The sequence below is a fragment of the Acinetobacter sp. V115_6 genome (assembly GCF_031799025.1).
Taxonomy (GTDB): domain Bacteria; phylum Pseudomonadota; class Gammaproteobacteria; order Pseudomonadales; family Moraxellaceae; genus Acinetobacter; species Acinetobacter pittii.
Genome location: NZ_JAVQNO010000021.1, coordinates 439,815 through 464,702 on the forward strand (window position 1 = coordinate 439,815; position 24,888 = coordinate 464,702).

At 38.5% G+C, this 24,888-nt stretch carries 26 protein-coding genes and 1 tRNA gene; 19 read left to right on the forward strand and 8 right to left on the reverse strand.

Annotated features, from left to right (window positions below):
- Positions 1–464 precede the first annotated feature (464 nt).
- Entirely contained in the window at positions 465–1,019 is a 555-nt protein-coding gene (locus tag RMA94_RS10470) for a TetR/AcrR family transcriptional regulator (protein WP_086266320.1), read from the forward strand.
- Positions 1,020–1,088: 69 nt separating this feature from the next.
- Here the strand turns inward: RMA94_RS10470 and RMA94_RS10475 are convergent, their stop codons facing one another.
- Together RMA94_RS10475 and RMA94_RS10485 are read right to left on the reverse strand one after the other, a co-directional pair.
- Positions 1,089–2,033, reverse strand: a complete 945-nt coding sequence (locus RMA94_RS10475) for a metal-dependent hydrolase (protein WP_311082792.1) — start codon at positions 2,031–2,033, stop codon at positions 1,089–1,091.
- A 321-nt stretch (positions 2,034–2,354) separates the two neighbouring features.
- On the reverse strand, positions 2,355–2,588 hold the full coding sequence (locus RMA94_RS10485) for a DUF2171 domain-containing protein (RefSeq protein WP_014206240.1): 234 nt from the start codon (positions 2,586–2,588) through the stop codon (positions 2,355–2,357).
- Between the two features lie 249 nt (positions 2,589–2,837).
- Between RMA94_RS10485 and RMA94_RS10490 the strand changes: the two genes are divergently transcribed.
- Genes RMA94_RS10490 through RMA94_RS10505 form a run of 4 tightly spaced genes read left to right on the forward strand, consistent with a single transcriptional unit; the run spans position 2,838 to position 5,848 of the window.
- The gene (locus RMA94_RS10490) at positions 2,838–3,851 is read left to right on the forward strand and encodes an acyl-CoA dehydrogenase (RefSeq protein WP_311082795.1); all 1,014 of its coding nucleotides are present in this window, start codon (positions 2,838–2,840) and stop codon (positions 3,849–3,851) included.
- Positions 3,839–4,633, forward strand: a complete 795-nt coding sequence (locus RMA94_RS10495; protein ID WP_311082797.1) for a PIG-L family deacetylase — start codon at positions 3,839–3,841, stop codon at positions 4,631–4,633. The genes RMA94_RS10490 and RMA94_RS10495 overlap by 13 nt, the downstream gene beginning before the upstream one ends.
- Positions 4,608–5,207: a class I SAM-dependent methyltransferase gene (locus RMA94_RS10500; protein WP_311082799.1), complete on the forward strand. Its 600-nt coding sequence runs from the start codon at positions 4,608–4,610 to the stop codon at positions 5,205–5,207. Before RMA94_RS10495 ends, RMA94_RS10500 begins: the two co-directional genes overlap by 26 nt.
- Positions 5,204–5,848: a glycosyltransferase family A protein gene (locus RMA94_RS10505; RefSeq protein WP_311082800.1), complete on the forward strand. Its 645-nt coding sequence runs from the start codon at positions 5,204–5,206 to the stop codon at positions 5,846–5,848. The genes RMA94_RS10500 and RMA94_RS10505 overlap by 4 nt, the downstream gene beginning before the upstream one ends.
- Positions 5,849–5,852: 4 nt before the next feature.
- Here RMA94_RS10505 and RMA94_RS10510 read toward each other — a convergent pair whose 3' ends face one another.
- Positions 5,853–6,215 carry a DUF3592 domain-containing protein gene (locus RMA94_RS10510; RefSeq protein WP_311082801.1) on the reverse strand — a complete coding sequence of 121 codons (363 nt, stop codon included), beginning with the start codon at positions 6,213–6,215 and terminating at the stop codon, positions 5,853–5,855.
- Positions 6,216–6,457: 242 nt separating this feature from the next.
- Between RMA94_RS10510 and RMA94_RS10515 the strand changes: the two genes are divergently transcribed.
- On the forward strand, positions 6,458–7,705 hold the full coding sequence (locus RMA94_RS10515) for a mechanosensitive ion channel family protein (protein WP_005070199.1): 1,248 nt from the start codon (positions 6,458–6,460) through the stop codon (positions 7,703–7,705).
- A gap of 83 nt (positions 7,706–7,788) precedes the next feature.
- Here RMA94_RS10515 and RMA94_RS10520 read toward each other — a convergent pair whose 3' ends face one another.
- The gene (locus RMA94_RS10520; protein ID WP_032038435.1) at positions 7,789–8,193 is read right to left on the reverse strand and encodes a hypothetical protein; all 405 of its coding nucleotides are present in this window, start codon (positions 8,191–8,193) and stop codon (positions 7,789–7,791) included.
- 178 nt (positions 8,194–8,371) lie between these two features.
- On the reverse strand, positions 8,372–9,592 hold the full coding sequence (locus RMA94_RS10525) for an MFS transporter (RefSeq protein ID WP_311082803.1): 1,221 nt from the start codon (positions 9,590–9,592) through the stop codon (positions 8,372–8,374).
- Between the two features lie 111 nt (positions 9,593–9,703).
- On the opposite strand from RMA94_RS10525, the gene RMA94_RS10530 reads away from it, so the two are divergent.
- From RMA94_RS10530 to RMA94_RS10545, 4 genes are all read left to right on the forward strand, one after another.
- Positions 9,704–10,150 carry a helix-turn-helix domain-containing protein gene (locus RMA94_RS10530; protein WP_311082804.1) on the forward strand — a complete coding sequence of 149 codons (447 nt, stop codon included), beginning with the start codon at positions 9,704–9,706 and terminating at the stop codon, positions 10,148–10,150.
- Positions 10,151–10,235: 85 nt separating this feature from the next.
- On the forward strand, positions 10,236–10,565 hold the full coding sequence (locus tag RMA94_RS10535) for a hypothetical protein (protein WP_311082805.1): 330 nt from the start codon (positions 10,236–10,238) through the stop codon (positions 10,563–10,565).
- A gap of 690 nt (positions 10,566–11,255) precedes the next feature.
- Complete coding sequence (locus RMA94_RS10540) at positions 11,256–11,453, forward strand: hypothetical protein (RefSeq protein ID WP_311082806.1); 198 nt, start codon at positions 11,256–11,258, stop codon at positions 11,451–11,453.
- Positions 11,416–12,279, forward strand: a complete 864-nt coding sequence (locus tag RMA94_RS10545; RefSeq protein WP_311082808.1) for a hypothetical protein — start codon at positions 11,416–11,418, stop codon at positions 12,277–12,279. Before RMA94_RS10540 ends, RMA94_RS10545 begins: the two co-directional genes overlap by 38 nt.
- An 88-nt stretch (positions 12,280–12,367) precedes the next feature.
- Here the strand turns inward: RMA94_RS10545 and RMA94_RS10550 are convergent, their stop codons facing one another.
- Entirely contained in the window at positions 12,368–13,381 is a 1,014-nt protein-coding gene (locus RMA94_RS10550) for a hypothetical protein (RefSeq protein ID WP_311082810.1), read from the reverse strand.
- Positions 13,382–13,588: 207 nt separating this feature from the next.
- Here RMA94_RS10550 and RMA94_RS10555 point away from each other — a divergent pair, with 207 nt between their 5' ends.
- Entirely contained in the window at positions 13,589–13,738 is a 150-nt protein-coding gene (locus tag RMA94_RS10555) for a hypothetical protein (protein ID WP_311082811.1), read from the forward strand.
- An 878-nt stretch (positions 13,739–14,616) separates the two neighbouring features.
- Here the strand turns inward: RMA94_RS10555 and RMA94_RS10560 are convergent.
- Both RMA94_RS10560 and cysS read right to left on the reverse strand, forming a co-directional pair.
- Positions 14,617–14,692: transfer RNA gene (locus RMA94_RS10560), tRNA-Gly, on the reverse strand.
- A 63-nt stretch (positions 14,693–14,755) separates the two neighbouring features.
- Positions 14,756–16,177, reverse strand: coding sequence for a cysteine--tRNA ligase (gene cysS / locus RMA94_RS10565; RefSeq protein WP_005076856.1), 1,422 nt, complete (start codon positions 16,175–16,177; stop codon positions 14,756–14,758).
- A gap of 213 nt (positions 16,178–16,390) precedes the next feature.
- Here cysS and RMA94_RS10570 point away from each other — a divergent pair, with 213 nt between their 5' ends.
- From RMA94_RS10570 to RMA94_RS10610, 8 genes are all read left to right on the forward strand, one after another.
- Positions 16,391–17,368 (forward strand): SIS domain-containing protein, encoded by a 978-nt coding sequence (locus RMA94_RS10570; RefSeq protein ID WP_002122342.1) that lies wholly within the window; start codon positions 16,391–16,393, stop codon positions 17,366–17,368.
- A 3-nt stretch (positions 17,369–17,371) separates the two neighbouring features.
- Positions 17,372–17,911 carry an HAD family hydrolase gene (locus RMA94_RS10575; protein WP_002122322.1) on the forward strand — a complete coding sequence of 180 codons (540 nt, stop codon included), beginning with the start codon at positions 17,372–17,374 and terminating at the stop codon, positions 17,909–17,911.
- Between the two features lie 37 nt (positions 17,912–17,948).
- Positions 17,949–18,497, forward strand: a complete 549-nt coding sequence (gene lptC, locus RMA94_RS10580; protein ID WP_005070181.1) for an LPS export ABC transporter periplasmic protein LptC — start codon at positions 17,949–17,951, stop codon at positions 18,495–18,497.
- Positions 18,481–19,029, forward strand: a complete 549-nt coding sequence (gene lptA / locus RMA94_RS10585) for a lipopolysaccharide transport periplasmic protein LptA (protein WP_002122334.1) — start codon at positions 18,481–18,483, stop codon at positions 19,027–19,029. Before lptC ends, lptA begins: the two co-directional genes overlap by 17 nt.
- Positions 19,029–19,772: an LPS export ABC transporter ATP-binding protein gene (lptB, locus tag RMA94_RS10590; RefSeq protein WP_002122331.1), complete on the forward strand. Its 744-nt coding sequence runs from the start codon at positions 19,029–19,031 to the stop codon at positions 19,770–19,772. Before lptA ends, lptB begins: the two co-directional genes overlap by 1 nt.
- Positions 19,773–20,045: 273 nt before the next feature.
- Complete coding sequence (locus RMA94_RS19390) at positions 20,046–21,512, forward strand: TolC family protein (RefSeq protein WP_005076852.1); 1,467 nt, start codon at positions 20,046–20,048, stop codon at positions 21,510–21,512.
- On the forward strand, positions 21,509–23,650 hold the full coding sequence (locus RMA94_RS10605) for a type I secretion system permease/ATPase (protein WP_005802602.1): 2,142 nt from the start codon (positions 21,509–21,511) through the stop codon (positions 23,648–23,650). The genes RMA94_RS19390 and RMA94_RS10605 overlap by 4 nt, the downstream gene beginning before the upstream one ends.
- Positions 23,647–24,843, forward strand: a complete 1,197-nt coding sequence (locus RMA94_RS10610; RefSeq protein WP_005076849.1) for an HlyD family efflux transporter periplasmic adaptor subunit — start codon at positions 23,647–23,649, stop codon at positions 24,841–24,843. Before RMA94_RS10605 ends, RMA94_RS10610 begins: the two co-directional genes overlap by 4 nt.
- Positions 24,844–24,888 lie beyond the last annotated feature (45 nt).

The window sequence follows — 24,888 nt, forward strand, 5'->3', positions numbered from 1 at the left end:
CAGGCCGCATACCCAAAGCACACGAAAAAGTCTCTCTTTTTTGTGGGCATCCCTGCGTGCCCCCTCTGCGGCGGAACGGGAGGGGGACACCTTCGGGTGTGCTGATCTTTTGGGTATCAGTCTGTCAACCTTCTCTCGTTTCGCCACCATTATTTGACAGTAATGTGGTGAAGCTTCTTTATACCCAAAGGAGTCCGCTATGCGTACTATTTCTTCTTTATTGGCCGTTGCCAAAGTCTCTTTATTCATACCACTCGAGCAATCTATAAAGCGGTTCAATCGACTCTAGGTTTTCTACAACCTTAGCTCGTTACGACTAAAAAATCATAGCAACAATAAAACCTGAGATAGCTTAGGCACATTTTTGTGCTGCTTTTGCATGCCTGTTTTTAGCACTCATTTTAAGAGTGACGGCATTTCTATCTCTTTTAGATACAACAAAAAATTATTTAAACGGTATTCCTATGCCAAATTTAGAATCTTCATTTAGAGCACTAAGAGTGCTTCATGTAGCAAAAAACTTATTTAATCAATATGGGTTTCATAAGGTCGGGGTCGACCAAATTATTGCAGAGGCCAAAGTCGCCAAGGCTACTTTTTACAACGACTTTCACTCAAAAGCACGACTCATCGAGATGTGTCTCACTTTTCAAAAAGACGCGCTCAAAGTAAAAGTGTTTTCCATTATTAATTCTTACCGTGAGCAAATGGTGCTCGATAAACTTAAGCAGATTTACCTTTTACATGCCGACTTAAATGGCTTTTATCATTTACCTTTTAAAGCAATTTTTGAAATAGAAAAGCTCTACCCAGTTGCCTATAAAGTCGTGATTGATTATAGAAACTGGTTGGTTAGCGAAATCTATAAGGTGCTTTTAACCTTAAAATCTACGGCTTCACTCCAAGATGCTTACATGTTCTTATTTATGATTGATGGGGCAATGGTTCAGCTTTTAGATAAAAATGTGGTAGATGAAAGAGGTCGGTTGTTGGATTATTTCTTTTTAAATTTTGCTTAAGCGACAAAACCTATCTAAGAAAAAGCCTCCAAACAAAGGAGGCTTTTCATTCTATATAAAAATAGCTGCTTAGCTTAATGTCGCAGGTTTTGCAGCCTGTGCCATTCCTTCAAAATATTGAACCGCAGGCGAGCGAGCCATATAAGCTAAAGCTTGCTCGGTGTCTCCCTCATGAATTGGGTTAAACTTTGGAGATACCCATCTTAACGTCGCTTTCCACAAATATTTAATGGTCGGTAAGTTGTCTGAGCGAGTGGCGGTTTTTTCAAATTCACGAATAATTTTAAAGTAGCCACGGCGCATCAATTTTTGAATATCTTCATGCTCTAAATCTTGCTTACCTAGACTACGGGCAAAGTCAGCAAGGAAGTAAATAAACAATGGGAAAACCGCCGCCATAATCACTTGGCGCGACACATAAAAACCAAATTTGTTTGTTAAAAGGTGCTCAAATAAATCGTAAGCAACACATCGATGTTCCACTTCTTCAGCCAAATGCCAACGGAACAAATCTGCCATAGCAGGGTCAGCTTGGTCCCAAGTCTTACTGTCTAGCGTCCATTGACCAATGGTTCCCGTAAAGTGCTCGATTGCAGCAATCACGCCCACTCGGAAAAGTAACCAATATTCATCAAGCTTTTCGCCTTTTAAAAAAGGTATGCCTAAAGGTTTGTCACCCAACAAAATATTAAAAACAAAATGGGCACGGTTGAGTGTTTCTTGAATGTCGTAACCATTTTCACGTAAGAAGTCCTGTGCTTTTTCATGTGCACGTGCATGAGCTGCTTCTTGACGGACAAATCCAATCACTTCTTGTTTTAGTGTTTCATCGGTAATTAAGGGCAGGGTTTTATTAAACACACGGCAAAACCAAAATTCACCAGCGGGCAAGAGCATGTTGATGCCATTGGCGACATGCGAGCATAGAGGATCATTCGGCATCCAACAGACCGATGATTCGGTAAAATCGAAATGGACCTTTCTTGCTTTAAGCTGATGATTCCCTGTGATCATATACGTCACCCTATTCATAATTGTTCATTTAATGCGAATGCACAATTTTTAGCATTAAGTAAAATTGATCACCATGTGCTTAAGGGACAAAATGAGACTCAAAAAGGTTTATAGAGATAAAAGCAGCTCTGTTAAAGATTGGGTATATTTAACACAACACGAGGGTAAGCTTTTTTATTTTAAATATGAGATAAATAAAAAAAGGCTCCTTTATAAAAAGGAGCCTTAGTTTTAGATTATTAGTAATAAACTAATTTTATTTTATTAGTAAAAAATAGCTTATTTATAAAAGCTAACTCTTTTATAGTTATATTTAGAAGTCTAGATCGCTTGCCACTGATCTTTAACTTCCTCTGAATTTTTATTCAGAATGACTTGGTCTTCTTTTACTTCCCCAATCCATCCTGTAGGAATAAGGTGATGTTGACCACTTTCGTCTCGGGTAAGCTTTAACTGATTTTCACCTTCGAGGTGATCGACTGTTCCTACTTTAGTGCCACAAGAAGCAATAACATCTGCGTGTTTTTTAATATCATTAATATTTAAAGTGTTCATTTTAGACCTCTTCTGTAGAAATAGAAAAACGGTAACAACTAAATTACTTTAAATAATGAACTAAATGTTGAGTTTTTAATAAACCTTACATGATCGGTTTATAAGTTCACTTAATGGGTGTATTTGAATAACAATGAAATAATTAGATATAAAACTAATAATATTTATCTTTTTATTACAATTTATATGTTTATTTAAACAGAAGTATTTAGATATGGTTAAATCAAGTCTTATAAATAATTATTTGCAATGAATATTAAAATACCTATAAATATGACGATATTAAGTATCTTGAGTGAATTTGAAGCTGCCTTAGCTGAAGAGAAAAGTAAGCTTCGTATAGATTTGCTCAATCAATTGGTAAGTTTAACTCACAATTTGCCTCACCCAGCTTCTGGCCAAACCTATCAACGTTGGCAACTTTTTGCTCAGATTGCTGGAGTCGACTTAAGTTTAGCTAAGCTTTTTGAGTCTCATTGCGATGCTTTAAGCATTTTGAGGGAATTAGATTATCAACAACAAATAGATGACCAGACTTGGGCTGTTTGGGCAGCAGACGGTGGACCAGCGCCATTACAAGTGAAAGATAGTCTTTGTAATGGCATAAAACCTTGGTGCTCTGGTGCGAAATTTATTCAAAAAGCTTTAATGAGTTATAAGGATCAGCAAGGGCAGGCGCAGCTTTGTATTGTTGACTTAAGTCATCCATCCATTACGACCGATTTAACCCACTGGCACGCTGTAGGCTTGCACGCAACACAGACTGCACAAGTTCATTTCGAGAATACGCCTGTTCAGATGGTTGGTCAGCCAAACAGTTATTTAAAACGCCCAGGTTTTTGGCATGGTGCAGCAGGTGTTGCGGCCTGTTGGTTTGGTGCCGCCGTTCGTCTAGCCGGTTTTTTACAAGAAAGCTGTCAGGCAAATCCGAATCCTTATAAAAAATTGTATTTAGGCGAAGTCGCTCAGCAGCTAGATATCACCAAACAGTATTTTCAATATGTGGCCAAGCTTATAGACCAGAAACCAACGCTAAGTCATGAGCGGGAAATTCGAATATTGCGTGCCCAAACAGAACAATGCTGTTTGAGTATTATTGAAAGAGTAGGGAAAGCCTTAGGCGCTCGTCCTTTTTGTGAGGATGCGACATTTGCTCAGCTCATGGCTGATCTGCCTGTGTTTATACGGCAAAGTCATGCTGCTTTTGACTATGAACAAATTGCAGAACTCTGTGTATCGGAGCAAAGCCTATGGGAACTTTAAAACATCCTTTGGTCGAAGACCGCGTTATTTTTGGTGAGGGTACGGCCAAAGAGCAATGGTTAGAGGCATTTAAAGAACAACCGTTAGCAGCTTTAGATCCTGAACTATTTCGCTCAAAAAGGGTCGTAATTGTTGCGCCACATCCTGATGATGAAATACTTGGCTGTGGTGGCTTAATGCAGCAGCTTGTTGCACTGAACTGTAAGATCCTAATTTTAGCAGTGAGTAACGGCACACAAAGTCATCCTAACTCTACAAAGTATTCTCCGGATCAGCTCAATATTCTTCGCCCGCAAGAAAGCTTGGCAGCCTTAAATTGTCTAGGGGTAGCAAAGTCAACCGAGCATATAGAACTTAATTTGTTAGATGGTCAGATTCATTTGCAAACCGAACAACTTTGGCAGAGTTTAGACCAGTTGGTTCAAGCTGACGATATTCTAATTTGTAGCTATGAATTTGATGGTCACCCAGACCATGAAGCAGTAGGTAAAACCGTACAAGCCTATGCAACCGCTAAGCAACTAATTTGTTTACACGTATTAATCTGGGCTTGGCATTGGGCAGAGCCTTTAGACCCACGCATTGATTGGCACCGAGCAAAAGCCTACCGCTTAACCGAAGAACAGCTAACAAAAAAACATCAAGCAATTTTGCAGTTTAAAACCCAACTTGAAGCAGATGAAACGACAGGTAATGCTGCGGTTCTCTCTCCAATTGCGATTAAACGTCTTTTAATGCCTTATGAGGTTTATTTGAGTGATTCATTCTCGCGTGTACTTTGAAGATTTATATCGTCATAACAGTGACCCATGGGGCTATGACGCTCATTGGTATGAAGCTCGTAAAAGACAAATTTGTCTCGCGCTGCTAACAAAACCCCGCTATCCAAAGGTTCTAGAAGTAGGCTGTTCAAATGGCCATTTAAGTTTTCATTTGGCACAAAGAGCTGAGGAGTTAGTGTGTATAGACGTCTCTGAGTGTGCCGTTCGTTTGGCTTCCGAGCGTTTAAAAGACTTTGAGCATGTCGTTATTGAAAACAGAAAAATACCCGAAGACTATTCAATTCAAAAATTTGATCTGATTTTAATTAGTGAGATGGCCTATTACTTATCCAAGGATGAATTACATCAGTTTATTGAAAAGTTAAAGCATAGTTTAAATGATGATGGTGAGATTCTGTGTTGTCACTGGCGTCATGAAATTCAAGATTTTGAGTTAAACGCCGAACAAGTGCATCAAACTTTTCAGCAACATTTCTCATTTCATCATTACCTCAGCTTAAACGACCCAGACTTTATGATTGATCTGTGGACGGCGAACACTTCCTCTTTAGCGCAGCAGGAAAAACTAAGATGAAAATAGGTATCGTTATTCCAGCGCATAACGAAGAGCACTATCTATCGGCCTGCCTGCAATCTATTCAGGTCGCCATAGATAACATCGGCGGTTATGAGGTAGAAGTGCTTGTTGTACTTGATAGCTGTACAGATCAGTCGCGGTTGATTGTCCAAAGCCATCAAATCAACTGGATTGAATGTAACTATGCATGTGTCGGCAAGGCGAGGGATTTAGGAATCCGTCATTTAATCGGGCGTGATGTAACTTGGATTGCATGTACCGATGCAGACACCGTGGTGAGTCCAGATTGGCTGCGCTATCAAATCCAGCACCAACCCACAGATGCAATTTGCGGCACTGTAACGCTAGACGATTTTAGTCATCTCTCTATAACGAAACAGCAAAAATATTTAGCGCACTATAAAGATCAGATGGACCACGAGCATATTCACGGGGCAAATTTAAGTTTTAGTGCAGAAGTCTATCTTTTGGTCGGTGGCTTTGAGCCTATTTCATGTCATGAAGACGTGTCTTTAATTAAAAAATTGATCAAGCATTGTTGCAATATTACTTGGAGTAATCTAGTTCGAGTAACCACAAGTAGTCGTTTAAATGGACGCGCACCTCAAGGTTTATCCTACTTTTTAAATAATCTCTAATGACCTAAATCATCACTTCGCCCAATATCGAAATATTCTTTAAGTTTTTAGGGTCATATTTAATATTGATAACGCTACCCACTTTATATTTATGTTGATCTTGCTTAGCAATAAGCACCTTTAGATTTTCAGTAATGACTTGGCCTTGCTCAGTTTGAAATTTCAATTTGATATAACATAAAGGGCGATATTGCACCTTAGCTAATGAGTCTTGAAAATATACGACCTCGGCAGAAGTCATCTTTCCTCGTTTATAAATTAAAAATCTTTGAACCTGACTTTTAAGAAAAAATGTCCAAGCAATATAGATAAACAATAAGCTAAACCAGACTGTTCCAATAAAAGTCAAAAAATCAGAAAATTTCACTCACTCAAACCAGAATTATTCGTTTAACGCCTTATTCTAAATGAACCGATAAGCCCGATCTAGTTTATATAATTGGTCTTCAACATAAGCAAATGAAGCTTTAAAATTAACGGATCATAATTAAATTTGGGCAGGGTATATAATTTAGTTGTTGTATTTATGACTACATATGTAAACAAACCTTATGAGAAACGTTCTTAACCCCTAAAATTCTACAAAAGAAATTTTAAAGGTGTATAGGTTTGGATTTTTTAAATTTTTTCCGTGATATTCGGGGTGAGTTAAGTCAATATCCTTGGCTAGAAATGTTGGTTTCACTCACGATTTTGATTTTATTTGCTGCAATAGCAAATTTTATTGCCAAACGCATTATTGTTCGGGGCGTTCGTCATTTAGTCACAAAACTCAAATCACCAAATCAGTCTATTTTCGCTCAGCATAGCGTTATAAAGAAATTTGCAAATATTGTTCCTGCCGTTGTGATTATGAACGGTATTGCAACGGTTCCTCACCTATCTCCGAAGTTTATTGCTTTTGTAGAGATGGCAGCGCAAGCATTCATTTTTCTTACACTCGCGCTTACGGTCAGCGAGCTGTTAAATATCTTTAATCTTATTTATCAGCGTAATCCAAAATCTAGAAACAAACCGATTAAAGGTTACTTACAACTGGTTAAACTCATTTTATTTGTTGTCTGTGGCCTCATGATTTTGGGAACATTCCTTAAAAAGGATGTGTTCACTTTACTAGCTGGTTTTGGTGCGATGGCAGCAGTATTAATGCTGGTTTTCCAAAATACCATTTTGTCTTTGGTGGCGAGTGTCCAAATTGCCTCTTATGATATGGTGCGTATTGGGGACTGGATTGAAATGCCATCACTCAATGCAGATGGTGATGTAATTGATATTTCACTGCATACGGTGACTGTTCAAAATTTTGATAAAACCTATACCACCATTCCAACCAATAAGCTCGTGACCGATACATTCAAAAACTGGCGTGGTATGAGCAATTCGGGTTGCCGTCGAATGAAGCGTTCACTTTTTATAGATCAAAGTAGCGTTCATTTCATGAGTGATGAAGAGCAACAAAAGCTCAAAGACTTTTTATTGTTAGATCAATACTTAAATGCAAAGAACTCTGAAATTGAAGAATTCAATAAGCATTTAAGCAATCAATCTCGTTACAACAAGCGCCGTCTAACCAATATTGGTACATTTAGGGCCTATGTTGAATTTTACTTGCGTCAGCACAAGGGCATTGCTCAAAATCAAACTATTATTGTTCGTCAGTTACAACCGACCAGCCAAGGTTTGCCGTTAGAAATTTATGCATTTACCAACACAATTGCATGGGTTTCTTATGAAGCAATTCAGTCAGATATTTTTGACCATTTAATTGCGATTCTTCCCGAGTTTGGTTTACGTGTTTATCAAGCACCTTCGGGTCATGATTTGCAAAGATTGACGGCAGAAATTCACCCAAGTTAAGTTTTTAAGCTACAAATAACAGCGCTTCAACAATTTTCAAAAGCTCCCAGACAGGGGCTTTTTTAATTTACTTTCACAAAAGATTATCCGGCAAACCAAATATTCTGATGATCACACATGGGACTCAAATGTTTAATGCGTAGATTGTCTTGCTCAAAATTACCAATACCTCCAGCAATATCTAATATGCCCCCTAAGCCGATCTGCTGACCTTTATAACTTAAAGTGTTTTTTTCAGCATCCCACTGAGCGCTATGTTCTGGAAAGACAATGAGTATATCTTTCACATAAAGACATCCTTGCTTTAACTCCAAGTTTCCTTTTAAGCGTGCTGAACCAGAGAAACCATCGTACTGATAGGCTGGGAGTTTCACAGCATTTGTACTGTCGTTTGCTTCTTGCTGATGGCATCCTGCAACAAGGGCAAATACAACCGTGTAAAGCAATTTATTATTAATACCCAATTTTGTTCCTATAGGGATTTGCATATATTTGATAGTAATTGTCTAAAGTTGCATATCAATCTTTAGATTGTTAAAGAAGATTTCATTCTATTACCGCTCGAACTTAAGATTTAAAGACTAAACTTTCTTATTCATGGGCTTATAAAACTTTGGATTATTATATTTTATTTATTTGTATATTGTTATCTTTTTCATAAGTGATTTAAGGCACGATATGGCGTGTCATCCTCCAAAATAATAGGGCCAAGAAACTTACACCTGCACCGAGTGCACACACGCCAAGCCAACCTGCATAAGCATAAGTCGCTGTTGTGCTGATTGCACCCAATCCGCTACCTATCGCATAAAAGAGCATGTATAGACCAACAAGACGGCTATGCGCTTCTGGACGAGTGCGAAAAATCATACTCTGATTAGTCACATGCAGAGCTTGCCCGCCTAAGTCTAGTAATACGATGCCAATTACGAGTGCCCAGAGCGAGTGAGCCATGAGTGAAAGTGGACCCCAAGCGAGCAGTAATATTAACAGTGCTGCCAAGCTTGTGCGCTGAGCATATCCACGGTCGGCCCAGTAACCTGCACGTGCAGCAGCCAAAGCACCGACCACTCCAACGAGTCCAAAAGACCCAATTACAGTATGAGAAAAGCTATAAGGCGGGGCACTTAACGGCAGTACCAATGCGCTCCAGAAAATATTAAATGCCGCGAACATGAGTAAAGCTAACACACCGCGCACTTGGAGTACTTTTTCTTGGCGCAGTAACTTGAGCATAGAAGCCAGAAGCTGCGGGTAGCGCATGGCACTAGGTTGAATATTTAAATGAGGCAGACGTTTCCAAAGGGGCAAAGCGATCATGAGCATGATGAGGGCTGCGCAAAAGTACACGCCACGCCAACCTGCTACATCACTAATTCCCCCTGAAAATACACGGGCAAGCAGTAAACCAATGAATACACCACTTTGTGCAGTACCGACCACATGGCCTTGCTCATTTGGGAGAGCAGCACTTGCAGCATAGGCAATAAGCCCTTGAGTCATGGCTGTGCCGAGTAAACCTACTGCAAGCATTCCTGCCAAAAGAATAATCGTAGAATGGGCAAAGCCAACCGCTAACAATGCAGATACTAAGGCTAGTAACTGTAGGGCCATTAATCGACGTCGATTGACCAAATCACCCAACGGCACTAAAAAGATTAAAGCTAGCGCACAACCTATTTGTGTGGCCGTCACCACACCACCAATGGCGGCATGACTAACATTAAAGTCTCTTGCCAATATGTCGAGCAAGGGCTGCGCATAATAGACATTTGCTACGCTTGCACCACTTGCTATAGCAAACAGCAAAATTACGCCACGAGGCATGCTTGGAAGCGGTTTATTGCTTTCAGTGGTTGAGGTTGAAGATGCAAGAGAAGCTTTCATTGTCCTAAATCCATTCAATCTAGTTTTAAAATGCAACTAGTTGAATGTTAGATCGACTAGTTTTAAAATGCAACTAGATAACTTATTACTGATGATCGGTTAGGAAACTCAATGGCGAACTCTACACTGATAAAAGATGAACCTTGTCCTGTTGCGCGCTGTGTCAATCTCATAGGAGATCGTTGGTCACTGCTTATTGTGCGTGATGCTTTTGATGGAATGCGCCGTTTTGGAGATTTTCAGCGGAGCTTAGGTGTTGCGAGAAATATTCTCTCTGACCGACTTAAAAAATTAGTGGATGCTGGTGTTCTTGAAATGCAAGATGCTTCGGATGGCACGGCTTATCAAGAATATGTATTAACCGCTAAAGGGGAGAGTTTATTTCCCGTGATTGTAGCTTTACGACAATGGGGAGAGCACAACTTATTTGAAAGTGGTGAGCGCCATTCGCTGTTAATTGATAAAAATACAGGTCAGCAAATTCTATTTATGGCACCAGTCGTGGCAGATGGAACAGTGCTGAAAGCTTCTAATACTCAAGTGCAAAAGGTGAAATAAAAGAAGAGAAAACAAAAATAACCTTTTTTAACTTAAATTTGGGCAGATTAATTGATAACCTTGCGCGTCAAATTAAGGTGAGATTATGAGATTTATATTCCTCTTTATAAGCGCAGTTTCAATTCAATGTTATGCAGCATCAAAAGCAATTGAACTTCATTACTGTGAAACTGTGAAAAAAGCAGCGAGTGGCGTGATGGATGCTAGACAACATGAAGTGCCCGCTAAAGAGTTACATGACATCGCCAATCATCTTGAAGAGCAACAAGCCAAACAACTTTATCTAGAGCTTATCAAATCTGCATATTCTTCAAAATTATTTGAAGACCCTCTCATTAAGTCCAAAGCTGTCGAGAACTTCCAAACCACTTGGCATGAACAATGTTTAGCAAAAGAATTAGCTAAAAATATTTGAGGGTGGTGATGAGAAAAAGATTAATTGGAAGGCACTAATAATCACATAATTAGCTTTTAAACATCCAATCTAATAAATACAGTGTGATAGTTCAATGGCACGAGGTAGAGAAACTTAAAGCCTATTTTGAAAGAATACATCGTGAGATTAGAGATCTGCGGGGTATGCCAAATATGTATTTAAAGAGTTAATCTACCATTTGAGAGATTAAGAAAATAATCTTGCCTAGTTTGAAGGCACTGTAAGCGTGGAAATTGATTGTTAACACAAAAAACTTAATGAAAGTAGGGGGGCGTAAATCTGATGATTTGAGAAAAATTAGACAGTTCGCTGAGAGGTACAAAAGTTAATTTGGTGTATCTTGTAATTAATTCTTATATGAAATATAGCTGTATTTTAAGTCGGAAAATAAAACGTTTAAGGTTTTTATTTCTTAAAACTAAATAGAGCGTCAGCATTTTAAGAAATGCATAACATACCACACTTTTAGCATATTTTAAAAAATATAATATATGTGAATTTTGAAAAAATAAACAATTTAAATTATTGAAAAATAATATTTTTTGTTTTTATTAGGCTAGGTTTTAGTATGTAAAGTGTCATTGACAGCAGGGGTATTAGTAAATATAGTTATAGATAACTCTAGAGTTATTTGACAGCTAGGGTATTTTTATCTTAAGGAGCTTCCTTATGAATTTCTCATTTGGGTTTAATGGCAAAAAACAAAAAGATCATTTAGATAGTTCTGCAAAACTATTATCGGAAGCTGTTGAATCTTATAAAAAAGCTATGCAAGATGGTGTTACTCAGTATAATGATACGAGAAAAAAAGCTGAGGAGCAGATTAACCGTGGCGGAAGAATTACAAGACATCAAATCAATCTTTGATTTCTTTTATCTTGATAATACAAAAATAAAGTCCTTTTATGCACAACTTACTGGAAATGGTTCGCTAGCTACATTTAAAAATACGAGCAATATAACAGATATTCGTAAGTTTGAAGCGTCTGGAGGTGTTCCTGGAGTTGCAAATGGTAAAGGTGGTACTGATCATTCTGCGAGTTTAGGTTCTGAACACCAATATGATGCTACATATACAATGCCGAGGGAAATGATCAATCGTTTAGATCAACTCGGATTTATTCATAGAGAATTAGATGAAAATCAACTGGGAAATCTTGTTCTTTTAGAAGGTAGATTGAGTGTAGTTGATGTATCTGTAGTTAAAGAATTTATGCAACCAGCGGCAGATTTTATGCTTGGTACCATGCCAAATAAGACTGAAGCTCACAAAAGAAAAAAAGCAGAATTAGAAAAGTCTCTAAAACCAGCATTTAGTTTTATTAAAGAAGTGCCATATGCTTTGGAAGGAAAATTATTGGTTGAAACAGGGGAGTTAGGGGAAAATAATATACCTTTTTGTCTTGAAGTCTGGATGACATTAAGCCGAAACGAGATGTCAAATGCGGGTTTAGATATCAATTTTAAGCATGGCGAGTTTTTGTCAGGTAAATGGTATGTTCTAGGAGTACTTGATGCAGTTCCATTTGATAAATTCACGTATCATACAGAAAAAAATGAAATGAAAGAGTTGATTACTCAAACAATGACTATGCTTAAGGAGCAATTTGGTAGACCTGATACAGCATTCGGCATGACTCCTATTGCGATCTTTAGGGTGCTTAATCCTACCCCTAAAATTGTCGAGAAATAGATATTAAAAACTATTAAAGACCCACCATTAGGTGGGTTATTTTATATATATGTTTTTAATTTTAACTTTTTAGTAAGATTAAGGTTTTTTATATTTGTTGAGGCTTAATTGGACAATTTAACTGATAAGGTGGCTTATGGGCAAAAATAAATTCTACTTTTTCATTCTTAGGTAGTTCAAAAGTTAAAAAGATAGGTAGTTCGGGTCTATTTGCTAGTAAATTCAAAGAGACAGTTTTTTCAATTACTATAGGCTGATAAATTTTATTTTCTTTCGTACATAAGCTTATATGGCTTTTTAAGTCATTTTGTGTTAGTTCTTTAGTCATATTAACTTGATATAAATAAATAATATTTTCTTTATTGGTGTGCTTATCTACTTCAAAGGCTGAGAATGATTTATCTATTTCAATGAAATTATAAGTAGTTATTGATTTAAGATTTTTAATTTTAATAGTATATTCTTTTTTGGAAATACTTTTGGAGAAATCTTTAGTTTGATAAATGCAGTTTCCTTTTCCACAAATAAGCTCAAAATATTTATCGTTATCTGATTCTATATAGCTGATTCCAGTTAAAATAGTCTTTTCGCCTTCTTCTTCTCCTTCATTGTAGAAATTAATCCAATTATAAATAATAGCTAATAAAATTACGGGAAATATTAAGTTAAAGGCAGACCATAAGTTTAAAATTAATGGAAAGTTTAGTTCTTTAGCTTTCAGACTACCCTCTAAAATCTTAGAGGAAATTTGATTTCTTACTTTAATTTCATTAAATAGCATACCTTTTTCAAAAAATTTATGTTTTAAATATGCTAGAAAATAATAAATTCCTTTTAGTATACTATTTTTTGTTTTAATAATTTTAAAAAATAATAATAAAGTTGAAATTACAAGACCTAACCATAATATTTGATGATAAGAGTATAAGAAACCATAATATGCATAATCTGATACTTCTACACCTAAGTGAGCTGTGGAGAAACCAGTTGAATGCATTACTCCATCAAGGTAGCTTCTACCTGATACATACCAAAAGCCAATGATGATAGAGGTTAAAAAAACTAGATTAATTTTAAATTTCATAACTTTGATGTTTGCCATGTATAAACATGAACTTCCAAAATATTTTATAAATGAATTGCTAAAATTATGATATCTTTTATCAATAGATAAATTTTGCACTATATAATATAGTAAATTAGAGTATTAAAGCTACCCCCTTCAAATAGTATCTATTTATTATTATAGATAATAGATGTGTTAATTTAATTAGTTTTAAAAATACCTTTAAAATAATAGGGGAAAATTATGAAAGCAAACAAATTCATTCAAACTGTTTTCATATCATCAAGTATATTATTAATGGGATGTAGCAAGACGGTTACACAAGAAGACTATGACAACATGATGTCTGAAAAGGAACAAAAAATAGCTGAACTAGAAGAGAAAGTAGTGTAATTACAAGATCATATTGTAAGTTTGGAATCTAAAATAGAAGAAGTGAATAATCAATTTGAAAGACTTAAATATGAAAATTGGCGTGACGTTGTTCCTGAAGCAGAATCAAGCCTTGATGATTTGAATAGCGAAATAAATAATGGAGAAGATTACTCATTTTATTAAATAAGCTTACAGCATAATTAAGAAGCACCCTAGGGTGCTTTAGCCAATCGATTTACTGCAGCTTGAATAATATCGGGTAAAAGCTCTTTTTTTAAGTCCTTCGCGATCAGCAATAATTTTTACAATATTCTCACTATTTAGAATCCAACAATCACTTGGAATGAATTGGATTTGAGGTTTTCCATCAAAATGATCAATAGTTAAAAACATCCTTTTAAACTGCACCATTCTTGTAATCACTGCTCTTACAATCTCTTCTTCATTAAATTCTGGGCTGTCGGGTGTTACTCCTCCTAACCGAGCGATCTGATCATGTAAACTTCAATAATAAGTCATGATTTGATTGTGAGTTTCCCTCTCAAGTAAATCAAAAGAAGAGGGGGTATTCGTTTGGATAGATACCTCATTTTTTTCTGTTGAGTATGATGTGGGTGCACCATACTTAGGACATGCATAAGCAAGATTGCTAAATTTTTTCTTACATTCTTTACAATTAATTAAGGCCATTTTTTCTTTCTATAAAGTGGTTCTAGAATCTATAAATTTACTTTGAAATAGTTTCAGATTAATTTTCTTGGTTATGTCAGAATAATTTTAAATATTAGTTATTAAGATCCATTAGATAAGAAACAGTCGGGCGTAGCTGATTTTTTCTAATTGAGAATCAATAAAAAAACCACCTAATTCTTTCAAATTAGGTGGTTTTTAAATTTTGGAGCGGGAAACGAGACTCGAACTCGCGACCCCAACCTTGGCAAGGTTATGCTCTACCAACTGAGCTATTCCCGCAATGTGAGCACATTATAGAGTGTTTCATTAAAGTGTCAACACTCTTGTGATCTAATTGAACGTTTAATCAGCACGACGCCAAACTGTACCTTGGCGAGTGTCTTCAAGTACCACACCTTGGTCGAGTAGAGACTGACGAATACCATCTGCTTTCGCAAAGTCTTTTGCCTTTTTCGCATCAACACGTTGTTGAATGAAATCTTCAATTTCAGCATCAGACAAAGCAAGCGCTTCTTGTCCAATATCTGATTTTAAGAAATCATCTACATTGTGTTGTACCAAACCTAAAATGTTGGTGAGGTGACGTAATGTCGAATAAAGCACAGTCGCTTGGTCAGCTTGCTCTTCTTTTACAGCACGGTTTAACTCTTTGTTCAGTTCAAACAATACAGCCATTGCTTCAGCAGTATTGAAGTCATCACACATTGCATTGTTAAAACGTTCAATAAAGCTTTGATCAAGCGTTTCAGTTGTCGTTTGACCGTACACTTGTTGGTAAGCTTTAAATGAATGATAGAAGCGAGTTAAAGAAGTTTTTGCTTCTTTAAGTGCTACATCAGAGAAGTTCACAGGACTACGATAGTGTGAAGACACAATAAAGTAGCGGATCACTTCAGGGTGGAATTTCTCCATCACGTCACGAATCGTAAAGAAGTTGCCTAAAGACTTAGACATCTTTTCACCATCAACGTTAATGAAGCCAACATGCATCCAATAGTTTACATATTGCTCACCAGTCGAAGCTTCACTTTGCGCAATTTCATTTTCATGGTGCGGGAACATTAAATCTGAACCACCACCATGAATGTCAAAGTGATTGCCTAGGCAGCAAGTCGACATTGCAGAACATTCAATGTGCCAACCCGGACGGCCATTACCCCAAGGAGATGCCCAAGACGGTTCATTTTCTTTTGCATGTTTCCAAAGTACAAAGTCAAACGGATGTTTCTTTTCCACTTCTACATCAACACGCTCACTTGCGCCAGCTTGCATATCATCAAGCTTACGGCCAGAGAGGCGACCATATTTTTCAAATTTGGTAACTTCAAAATAAACATCGCCGTTTGAAGCAGGGTAAGCAGCGCCTTTATTCACCAGATTGCCAATCATATTTTGCATCTGGTCGATATATTCAGTCGCTTTAGGTGCTTCATCTGGTGCTAAACAGCCTAGGTTCGCTGCATCTTCATTCATTGCATCGATGAAACGAGTGGTGAGTTGTTGGATTGTTTCACCATTCTCATTCGCACGTTTGATGATTTTGTCGTCAATGTCGGTAATGTTGCGAATGTAGCGAACATTCCAGCCTTGGCTACGTAAGAAACGAATAATGTAGTCAAATGCAACCATAACTCGAGCATGCCCGATATGACAGTAGTCGTAAACGGTCATACCGCAGACGTACATATCGATGTGACCTTCTTTGCGAGGTACAAATTCAACTTTTTTTCGTTGCTCAGAGTTATATAAAACAAACGGTTGCATAAGGGTTTTCAAACACTCAACAAAAACAGTGTTACATCATAACTGATGCATCATTTTTCACAAAGGTTTATGCAAGAATTTTATAAGCTTGTGAAATCTTATACATTTAAAAACGTGTAGATGATTGAGTTATGTTAGAATGCCCCCAAATCTTTTGATTAAAATCACCGATCTTCACAAGAGATCAGATCAATTATTTTGAGTCAAACTCGTATGCCCAATCCTACAGATTTCCAAAGCAGCGCATTAGCAACATTGCGTATTGAGCAACAAGCCTTAGATGTGTTAGCAACACAAATTGGTGACAGTTTTAACCGAGCTTGTGAAATATTGTTACAGTGTAAAGGTCGTGTTGTGATCACTGGCATGGGTAAGTCAGGGCATATTGGCCGTAAAATGGCTGCAACTTTCGCCTCAACTGGTACTCCATCGTTTTTTATGCATCCGGGCGAAGCTGGGCATGGCGATTTGGGAATGCTGGTTCGTGGTGATGTTTTAATTGCGATTTCCAACTCTGGAAAAAGTGATGAAATCATGATGTTGATGCCTTTAATCAAACATCTTGGCGTTCCTCTTATTACGATTAGCCGTGATGATAAAGGCCCAATGCCACAAAATGCTGACATCGCTTTAACTTTAGGTGAGTCTGACGAAGCGTGCCCATTAGGTTTGGCGCCTACGTCGAGTACGACAGCAACTTTAGTATTGGGTGATGCACTGGCTGTCGCTTTACTTGAAGCGCGTGGTTTTACCGCAGATGATTTTGCTCGTTCCCATCCAGCAGGTGCGTTGGGTAAACGCTTACTTTTACATGTAAAACATCTGATGCATACAGGCGATGAACTACCAAAAGTTTCACCAGATACACCAATGAATCAAGTGCTTTATGAAATTTCTAATAAACGTTTAGGCTTGACGACAATTGTAGATGAACAAGAACATTTGCTTGGTATTTTCACCGATGGTGACTTGCGCCGTTTAATTGATAAACAGCAAGGTTTTGATGTGAATTTGCCTGTTTCAGAAGTGATGACAAAAAAACCATCAACGATTTCTCAAGAAGCACGTGCGGTAGAAGCTCTACAACAGCTGAACCTGAAAAAAATTAGTCAGTTTGTGGTGGTAGATGACCAAAACAAAGTGATTGGTGTAATTAGTATGCATGACCTTATTCAGGCAGGGGTAAATTAATCAATGGCATCTTATGCATTGTTAGAACAAGCACGTCATTTACAGGCATTGGTTCTGGATGTTGATGGTATTTTGAGTGATGGCTTCGTAACCTTAACCAATAGCGGCGATGAAATTAAATCATTCGATATTCGTGATGGTTTAGGAATGAAGCTTGCACAGCAAGCAGGCATGAAAGTTATCATTATTACAGGCAGAAAAAGTAATATTGTTGAAAAACGTATGTCTGATTTAGGCGTAGACCTCGTTTTTCAAGGCCGTGAAGACAAAGGCTCAGCACTTCGTGAAGCTTGTGCGCAGTTTAATATTTTGCCGTCTGATTGCTTATATATGGGCGATGATTGGCCTGATTTATCTGCTTTTGCAATCGCAGGTATGAGTGTTACTGTGCCAAATGGTCACGAAGAAGTACGTCGCCGTGCGCATTTGGTTACGCAATCGATGGGTGGGCGTGGTGCAGTTCGTGAAGTCTGTGATATGTTGCTGATCGCAAAAGGCATTTACCAAGAACTTCTTGAAAAATATCTTGCAGTACCGCATTAATAATAAGATTACTTAAAAAGGTAGGCTATTCCTGCTCATGGATACCAGAGTTTTATCAATTGTTGCTGTAGTGGTTGCTGCTATAAGTGGTGGTTACTACTACTATAGTGGCAAGGCAAAAAAACTAGACATTGGTTCTGCGAAGAATATGACATATTCAGCGCAGGGCGTCCATTTGACTCAAACTGATGATCAAGGCAATTTGTATATTCGTGCTGAAGTTCGTCAGCTTGAACAGGATATGCAACAAAAAACATCAAAGTTGGATCAACTTAATGCCTCGATGTATAAAGATGGCAAAGTTGATGCGACATTCTTTGCAAAACAGGCAAATGGCTACGATGATAACCGTAAAGTTATTTTATCGGGTGATGTGGTCGCAACTAAACTGGCACCACAAGGGAAGATTGAATTCCAAACTGATGAGTTAACCGGATATCCAAAAACCCGAGAAATTGAAACAGATCACCAAGTGGTTGTTCAATCTCCGCAAGCCGAGTTTGTCAGCAAAGGGTTAAAAGCTAATTTGAATAATGGTCAGTACGAATTTTTTAATATTCGAGGAAAGTATGCACCAAAGTCTTAATTTAAAACGTTCTTCAGCTTTCCTAAAACAAGCTGCGGTAATTACATTCGTTGCTTTATCATCTGCTTCGACTTTTGCTTTACCGTCTGACCGTAATCAACAAATTTCGTTAGTGGCAGACCGTGCAACTTATAATGAGAAAACGGGTTTAACGACTTATACGGGTAATGTCGTGATTGAGCAAGGGACGATGAAGCTTCAAGCCGACTCAATTGTTGCTACGCTAAACTCTAAACGTGAAATTCAAACGATTACTGCCAAAGGTAGACCGTCTAAATTTCAACAGCAAATTAGTGCTGACAAGGGCGTTGCACGAGGCGAGGGTCAAACCATTGTTTATAATGCAGATACAGGCATTATTACTTTGACTGGTGGTGCATATCTATATCAAGATGGTTCAAGCATCCGCGGTAACTCATTGAAATATAGTATGAACAAAGGTGATGTTGAAGCTCAAGGTTCATCATCAAACCGTGTTCAAATTATTATTCCGCCATCAACTTCAAAAAGTTTCCCAGGAGCGCGTGACTAATGCAACAAGCTCTTCAACCCCAAACTTTGTGTATTAAGCACTTAGCAAAAAACTATAGTAAACGTTGGGTCGTCAAAGACGTATCTTTTAGTATGCAAAGTGGACAGATTGTTGGTTTGCTTGGCCCTAACGGTGCAGGAAAAACAACAAGCTTCTATATGGTTGTTGGGCTAGTGCGTATGGACAAAGGTGAAATTCACCTTGATGATCTTGATATGTCCGATTTGGCAATGCATGAACGGGCACGTAAAGGAATCGGATATCTTCCGCAAGAAGCTTCTATCTTTAGAAAGCTGACAATTGCTGAAAATATTATGTCTATTTTAGAAACACGCAAAGATTTAAATAAACAACAGCGCCAACAACGTCTTACTGAATTGTTGAATGACTTTAAAATCAGTCATATTAAAGATTCATTGGGAATGAGTGTGTCTGGTGGTGAGCGCCGCCGTGCTGAAATTGCACGTGCATTGGCTGCTGATCCTAAGTTTATGTTACTTGATGAACCGTTTGCCGGTGTCGATCCAATTTCGGTAGGTGATATTAAAGATATTATCCAGACCTTAAAAGATCGTGGTATTGGTGTGCTTATCACAGACCATAACGTACGTGAAACTTTGGCGATCTGTGAACGTGCATATATTGTGAGCGAAGGTGCGGTAATTGCAGAAGGCACTCCACAAGAAATTCTGGATAACGAACAGGTACGTAAAGTCTACTTAGGTGACGATTTTACAGTTTAAATAAAAAAGTTAATCTATTTGGCTAAAAAGAGGTCAATGCTTCTTTTTAGCTTTTTTGTATTTAATTATTAAAAACAATAAATTATACGGTTCACTTGATGAAAAAATAATGTGTGAATTATTCCTGCATTTATGCTTCTTTATGCAAAAAAATATGTAGAATGTAAAAGCTTTTAAACGATAACAAACAAGATCAACAAGACAAGCATGATTGGATATAACCAGAGAAGAGTAAAAAGGACATGTAAAAAGCCAGCTTTCCTGAAAGGGTTGATGCTTTTAACTTCACTGCATGTACCTATGGTGATATATGCCGCTAAACCAAGTGAGCAATATCACACATTAAAAGACAACTTATCACAACTTTTTGCCCCTAAAAGTAGTGATGAATTTAAAGTCGCTAAGATGCAAGAGTTGAGTAATTTTAGGCTAGATCGTTCTAGAGTGCAGGAGTTTCCGACTGTTCAACTCAATGATAGAGCAGCTTCATCTTATTCAAATTTGCCATCAAGGAAAATGACTCTGCAGGAAGCGGTGAAAATCGCCATCCAGCGTAACCCTGATATTTCCCAAGCCATTTCAACTTTAGCTGGCCAAAATGCTGGTATTGATGTTGCGAAGGCAGGTTATTATCCTCAAATTTCAGGTGGTATTACCACAGGTGACTTGAGTAGTGGCGAGCGTGGTCGGCAGTTATTGACTTTAAACGCAACTCAAATGCTTTATGATTTTGGTAAAGTCAAATCAGGTGTATCGGTTGAGAAGGCCAAACTCCAAGTCGAACAGGCGAATGTGTTGGTCAGTATTGATGATATTGCACTTGATGTGGCTCAGTCGATTATCAATATTCAGCGCTATCTCCAATTAAATAAAATTGCCGAGCAGCAAATTGCAGGTATTCAACGAATTCAGGAAATCGCTAATTTACGTGCAAATGCTGGTATTAGTAGTCAGGCTGACCCGATCCAAGCTCAGTCTTATTTACAAGCTGCGCAGTCCGGCTTGATTGCACAGCAATCTTTATTACGTCAGTACCAACAACATTTAAGAACATTGTTGGGTGGTGATGTTTCACGTACAGGTTGGATTATTTCAGATGATTTGGTGAAAGTATCTGATTTATATGGCGAGCCTGAGTTTAATACCATTCCAAAAATGATCGCGGCACAAGCGGGCATTGAAGTGGCTAAAGCTCAAAAGGAACAGACCCGTTTAACACGTTATCCAACTTTGGCAGTGAAAGGCTCGGTGAGTCAGGCCATTAATGGAAAAAACCCAAACAATGATGAAGACGACGGTTTATATAGTTCCATCATGCTTGAAGCCACCAGTCAGTTTTATCAAGGTGGGGCAGTTTCTTCCCAAGTAAAAATGGCAAGTTATGCAGAGGAAGCCGCTAAATCTAAAGTGAATTCTGTGTATCTGGATGTGCTTGATCAGATCAGAACTAGTCGTGAACAAATTGAAAATAAACAACGTCAAATGCAGGTTTTAGCCAACCGCCAAGCGACAACAGTTCGTACACGCGAACTTTATCAAGAGCAGTACAAACTCGGTACCCGTTCATTGGTTGACTTATTGAATGCTGAACAGGCGATTCATAGTGCCAATTCGGAACTTGAAACTGCACGTTATGACATCTACAGCAGTATTGTTCAGTACATTGCAGCAACAGGACGTTCCCGCCAAGCTTATGACTTAAATAATATTTCAATTCAGGGGTTCGAAGTACAACCATGATGACAAAAATAAATTACCAGCCCTGGTTACAGGCGGTCTTAACGATTGCTAAACATTATAGAATTGAGCCTTCAGAAGAAAGAATTCGTTTACAACTTGACTGGAACCAAAATCAAAACCTTGATGATGTTTTGCAGTTAATGACCCGTCAGGTTGGACTCAATTTACGTAAAGTACCTTTTTCATTAGATTTACTTAATCCATGGCGTTTACCTGTCATGGTCGAGTTTAATGACGGACAAGTTGGTGTAATTGATAAGGCCGATACTCAAGGAAATGTCAGTATTCAGTTTAGTGGAGATCACGGCCTTTCCCAAAATTTAAGCTTAGATGTCTTAAAAACAACAATTAAGAATGTCTACATCCTACGTCCTGAAACGTCTATTCCCGATGCGCGTATTGACGAATATATCAAACCATACGAAGCAAGCTGGTTCTGGTCGATTGTTTTAAGAGACTGGAAACGCTACGTTGATATTATGTTTGCCTCACTAATTGCCAACGTATTGGCACTGGCAACCATTATTTTCTCAATGCAAGTGTATGACCGTGTTGTTCCATCTCAGTCTATCCCGACTCTATGGGTGCTGGCAGGTGGTGTACTCATTGCAGCACTTTTTGAGTTTACCTTGCGTATATCACGAGTGTACTTATCCGATATTATTGGTAAGCGTGCTGACTTACGGGTATCTGATCGTGTATTTGGTCATGCCTTACGCATCAAAAATAAAGACCGTTCAAAGTCTACCGGTAGTTTTATTTCCCAGATTCGTGAACTCGAAGGTGTGCGTGAACTGGTGACTTCAACCACCATTAGTGCAATTGCCGATTTCCCGTTCTTTTTCCTGTTCCTGATTATTTTTGCGATTATTGGTGGGAAACTGTTTTGGGTGATGCTGCTGGTTGTGCCACTTATGCTTTTGCCGGGTATTCTGGCACAGAAGAAGTTAGCACAACTCGCACAAGAGGGCATGAGAGAGTCTTCAATCCGTAACGCCATTCTTGTTGAAGCGGTACAAGGTATTGAAGACATTAAGCTATTACGTGCTGAGTCTCGCTTCCAAAACCAATGGAACCACATGAACGAAGTTTCAGCCGATATCGGGATGAGACAGCGTAAAATCGTCGGTACTTTAATGGCATGGACTCAAATGCTTCAGGGCTTAACCTATGCAATTGTGGTGTTGGTAGGATGTTTTGCCGTGATGGAAGGTGAAATGACTACAGGTGCGTTAGTGGCTTGTTCAATTCTATCTTCACGTATGTTGGCACCGATTGCACAGATTACAGGTGTTTTAGGTCGTTTACAGCAAGCAAAAGTTGCCAAACAAAGCCTTGATGAACTTATGCAACGTCCGATCGATCAGGCTGACCGTTCGCATCTGGTACACAAAGCAGTTTTAAATGGCGACTACGAATTAAAAAATGTCTTGTTCCAATATGGCGAAGAAGACCCAAAACCAAGTTTGGCAATCCGTCATTTAAAAATTCGTGCTGGTGAAAAAATTGCCATATTGGGGCGTAACGGTGCAGGTAAGTCGACACTGCTCCAGCTTCTATCTGGTATGCAAGTTCCAACTCAAGGCGCAGTACATTTAGATGGTCTGGATCTTTCACTAATTGATCCGTCTGATGTACGTCGTGATATGGGTTTACTTAACCAGAATGCGCATCTTTTCTACGGTACGATTCGTGAAAACCTCACTTTAGGCGCGCCGCTTGCAACGGATGAAGAGATTCTTCGTGCGTTAGTAGTGACTGGTGCATTACCTTTTGTTCAAGAGAAAAAAGAAGGGCTAGATCACCTGATTTTAGAAGGTGGTGTTGGTTTCTCTGGTGGTCAGAAACAAGCATTGTTACTGGCTCGTCTATTGATTCGTCAACCTAACATTTTATTGTTAGACGAACCGACAGCAGCCATTGATGACGTGGCAGAGAAACAACTGATTGATCATTTAAAAGGTTGGCTGGCACATCGGACCTTGGTCGTTGCGACCCACCGCCGCGCTGTTTTAGAACTGGTGGACCGCATTATTGTCGTGAATGAAGGCAAAATCGTGATGGACGGTCCAAGAGATCAGGTACTCAATCAATCAACAGCCCAACAAAAACAAGTGAGCCAAGGGGGTAATTCATGAGCGAACCACAACAAGAACAACAACTCACCCGTTCAATGAATGTATCTTATAGTGAGCCACCCTTACCACGTGCCAGTCTAGTGATCTGGATTGTGGGCATTGGCTTGGTTATTTTCTTTATCTGGGCCTGGGTATTTAAACTTGAAGAAGTTTCTACTGGTACAGGTAAAGTCATTCCATCATCTAAAGAGCAAGTCATCCAGTCTTTAGAAGGCGGTATCTTAACCAAGCTGAATGTACAAGAAGGTGACATCGTTCAAAAAGGCGAAATTCTTGCGCAGCTCGATCCAACCCGTTTTGCCTCTAATGTTGGTGAATCAAGATCTTTACTAATCTCTGCTCAGGCGACAGCAGCGCGTTTGCGTGCGGAAGTAAACGGTACACCTTTGGTTTTTCCTGAAATTGTGATGAAAGAACCAAAGTTAGTACAAGAAGAAACTGCATTATATCGCTCGCGTCGTGCTGATCTTGAACAAACCCTTGCAGGTTTAAGACAGGCGTTGCAACTTGTGCAACAAGAACTGGCGATGACAGAACCGCTGGTTGCTAAAGGTGCAGCAAGTGAGGTTGAGGTTTTACGTTTACGTCGTGAAGCAAATGATTTGCAAAATAAAATGAATGATGCACAGAACCAGTATTATGTGAAAGCGCGTGAAGAGTTATCGAAAGCCAATACCGATAGCGAAACGCAGCAACAAATTGTACTGGGTCGTAGTGACAGTTTAGACCGTGCAGTGTTCAGAGCACCGGTGCGTGGTGTGGTTAAAGAAATTGCAGTCACTACTCGTGGTGGTGTTGTTCCACAAAACGGTAAACTAATGACTATTGTACCGATTGATGAGCAATTGCTTATTGAAGCGCGTATTTTACCGCGCGACATTGCCTTTATTCGTCCGGGGCAAGAGGCACTGGTTAAGATCACGGCCTATGACTACTCAATTTATGGTGGTTTAAAAGGGAAGGTTACCGTTATTTCACCAGACACCATTCGTGATGAAGTGAAACAGGACCAATTCTATTATCGTGTTTATATCCGCACTGATTCCGACAAACTTTACAATAAAGAGGGTAAAGCGTTTGGTATTACACCGGGTATGGTGGCAACAGTAGATATTCGTACTGGTCAAAAAACAGTACTTGATTACTTACTTAAACCATTTAATAAAGCCAAAGAAGCATTACGAGAAAGATAATAAAAAAGCCCCGAGATTCGGGGCTTTTTTTATAGGTTTGATTCT

Coding starts and splice junctions, on each gene's coding strand:
- RMA94_RS10470 (WP_086266320.1), top strand. CDS start 465: ATGCCAAATTTAGAATCTTCATTTAGAGCACTAAGAGTGCTTCATGTA.
- RMA94_RS10610 (WP_005076849.1), top strand. CDS start 23,647: ATGAGCGAACCACAACAAGAACAACAACTCACCCGTTCAATGAATGTA.
- lptA (WP_002122334.1), top strand. CDS start 18,481: ATGCACCAAAGTCTTAATTTAAAACGTTCTTCAGCTTTCCTAAAACAA.
- cysS (WP_005076856.1), bottom strand. CDS start 16,177: ATGCAACCGTTTGTTTTATATAACTCTGAGCAACGAAAAAAAGTTGAA.
- RMA94_RS10605 (WP_005802602.1), top strand. CDS start 21,509: ATGATGACAAAAATAAATTACCAGCCCTGGTTACAGGCGGTCTTAACG.
- lptB (WP_002122331.1), top strand. CDS start 19,029: ATGCAACAAGCTCTTCAACCCCAAACTTTGTGTATTAAGCACTTAGCA.
- RMA94_RS10495 (WP_311082797.1), top strand. CDS start 3,839: ATGGGAACTTTAAAACATCCTTTGGTCGAAGACCGCGTTATTTTTGGT.
- RMA94_RS10575 (WP_002122322.1), top strand. CDS start 17,372: ATGGCATCTTATGCATTGTTAGAACAAGCACGTCATTTACAGGCATTG.
- RMA94_RS10520 (WP_032038435.1), bottom strand. CDS start 8,193: ATGCAAATCCCTATAGGAACAAAATTGGGTATTAATAATAAATTGCTT.
- RMA94_RS10535 (WP_311082805.1), top strand. CDS start 10,236: ATGAGATTTATATTCCTCTTTATAAGCGCAGTTTCAATTCAATGTTAT.
- RMA94_RS10525 (WP_311082803.1), bottom strand. CDS start 9,592: ATGAAAGCTTCTCTTGCATCTTCAACCTCAACCACTGAAAGCAATAAA.
- RMA94_RS10550 (WP_311082810.1), bottom strand. CDS start 13,381: ATGGCAAACATCAAAGTTATGAAATTTAAAATTAATCTAGTTTTTTTA.
- lptC (WP_005070181.1), top strand. CDS start 17,949: ATGGATACCAGAGTTTTATCAATTGTTGCTGTAGTGGTTGCTGCTATA.
- RMA94_RS19390 (WP_005076852.1), top strand. CDS start 20,046: ATGCTTTTAACTTCACTGCATGTACCTATGGTGATATATGCCGCTAAA.
- RMA94_RS10485 (WP_014206240.1), bottom strand. CDS start 2,588: ATGAACACTTTAAATATTAATGATATTAAAAAACACGCAGATGTTATT.
- RMA94_RS10505 (WP_311082800.1), top strand. CDS start 5,204: ATGAAAATAGGTATCGTTATTCCAGCGCATAACGAAGAGCACTATCTA.
- RMA94_RS10490 (WP_311082795.1), top strand. CDS start 2,838: ATGAATATTAAAATACCTATAAATATGACGATATTAAGTATCTTGAGT.
- RMA94_RS10570 (WP_002122342.1), top strand. CDS start 16,391: ATGCCCAATCCTACAGATTTCCAAAGCAGCGCATTAGCAACATTGCGT.
- RMA94_RS10540 (WP_311082806.1), top strand. CDS start 11,256: ATGAATTTCTCATTTGGGTTTAATGGCAAAAAACAAAAAGATCATTTA.
- RMA94_RS10475 (WP_311082792.1), bottom strand. CDS start 2,033: ATGATCACAGGGAATCATCAGCTTAAAGCAAGAAAGGTCCATTTCGAT.
- RMA94_RS10530 (WP_311082804.1), top strand. CDS start 9,704: ATGGCGAACTCTACACTGATAAAAGATGAACCTTGTCCTGTTGCGCGC.
- RMA94_RS10555 (WP_311082811.1), top strand. CDS start 13,589: ATGAAAGCAAACAAATTCATTCAAACTGTTTTCATATCATCAAGTATA.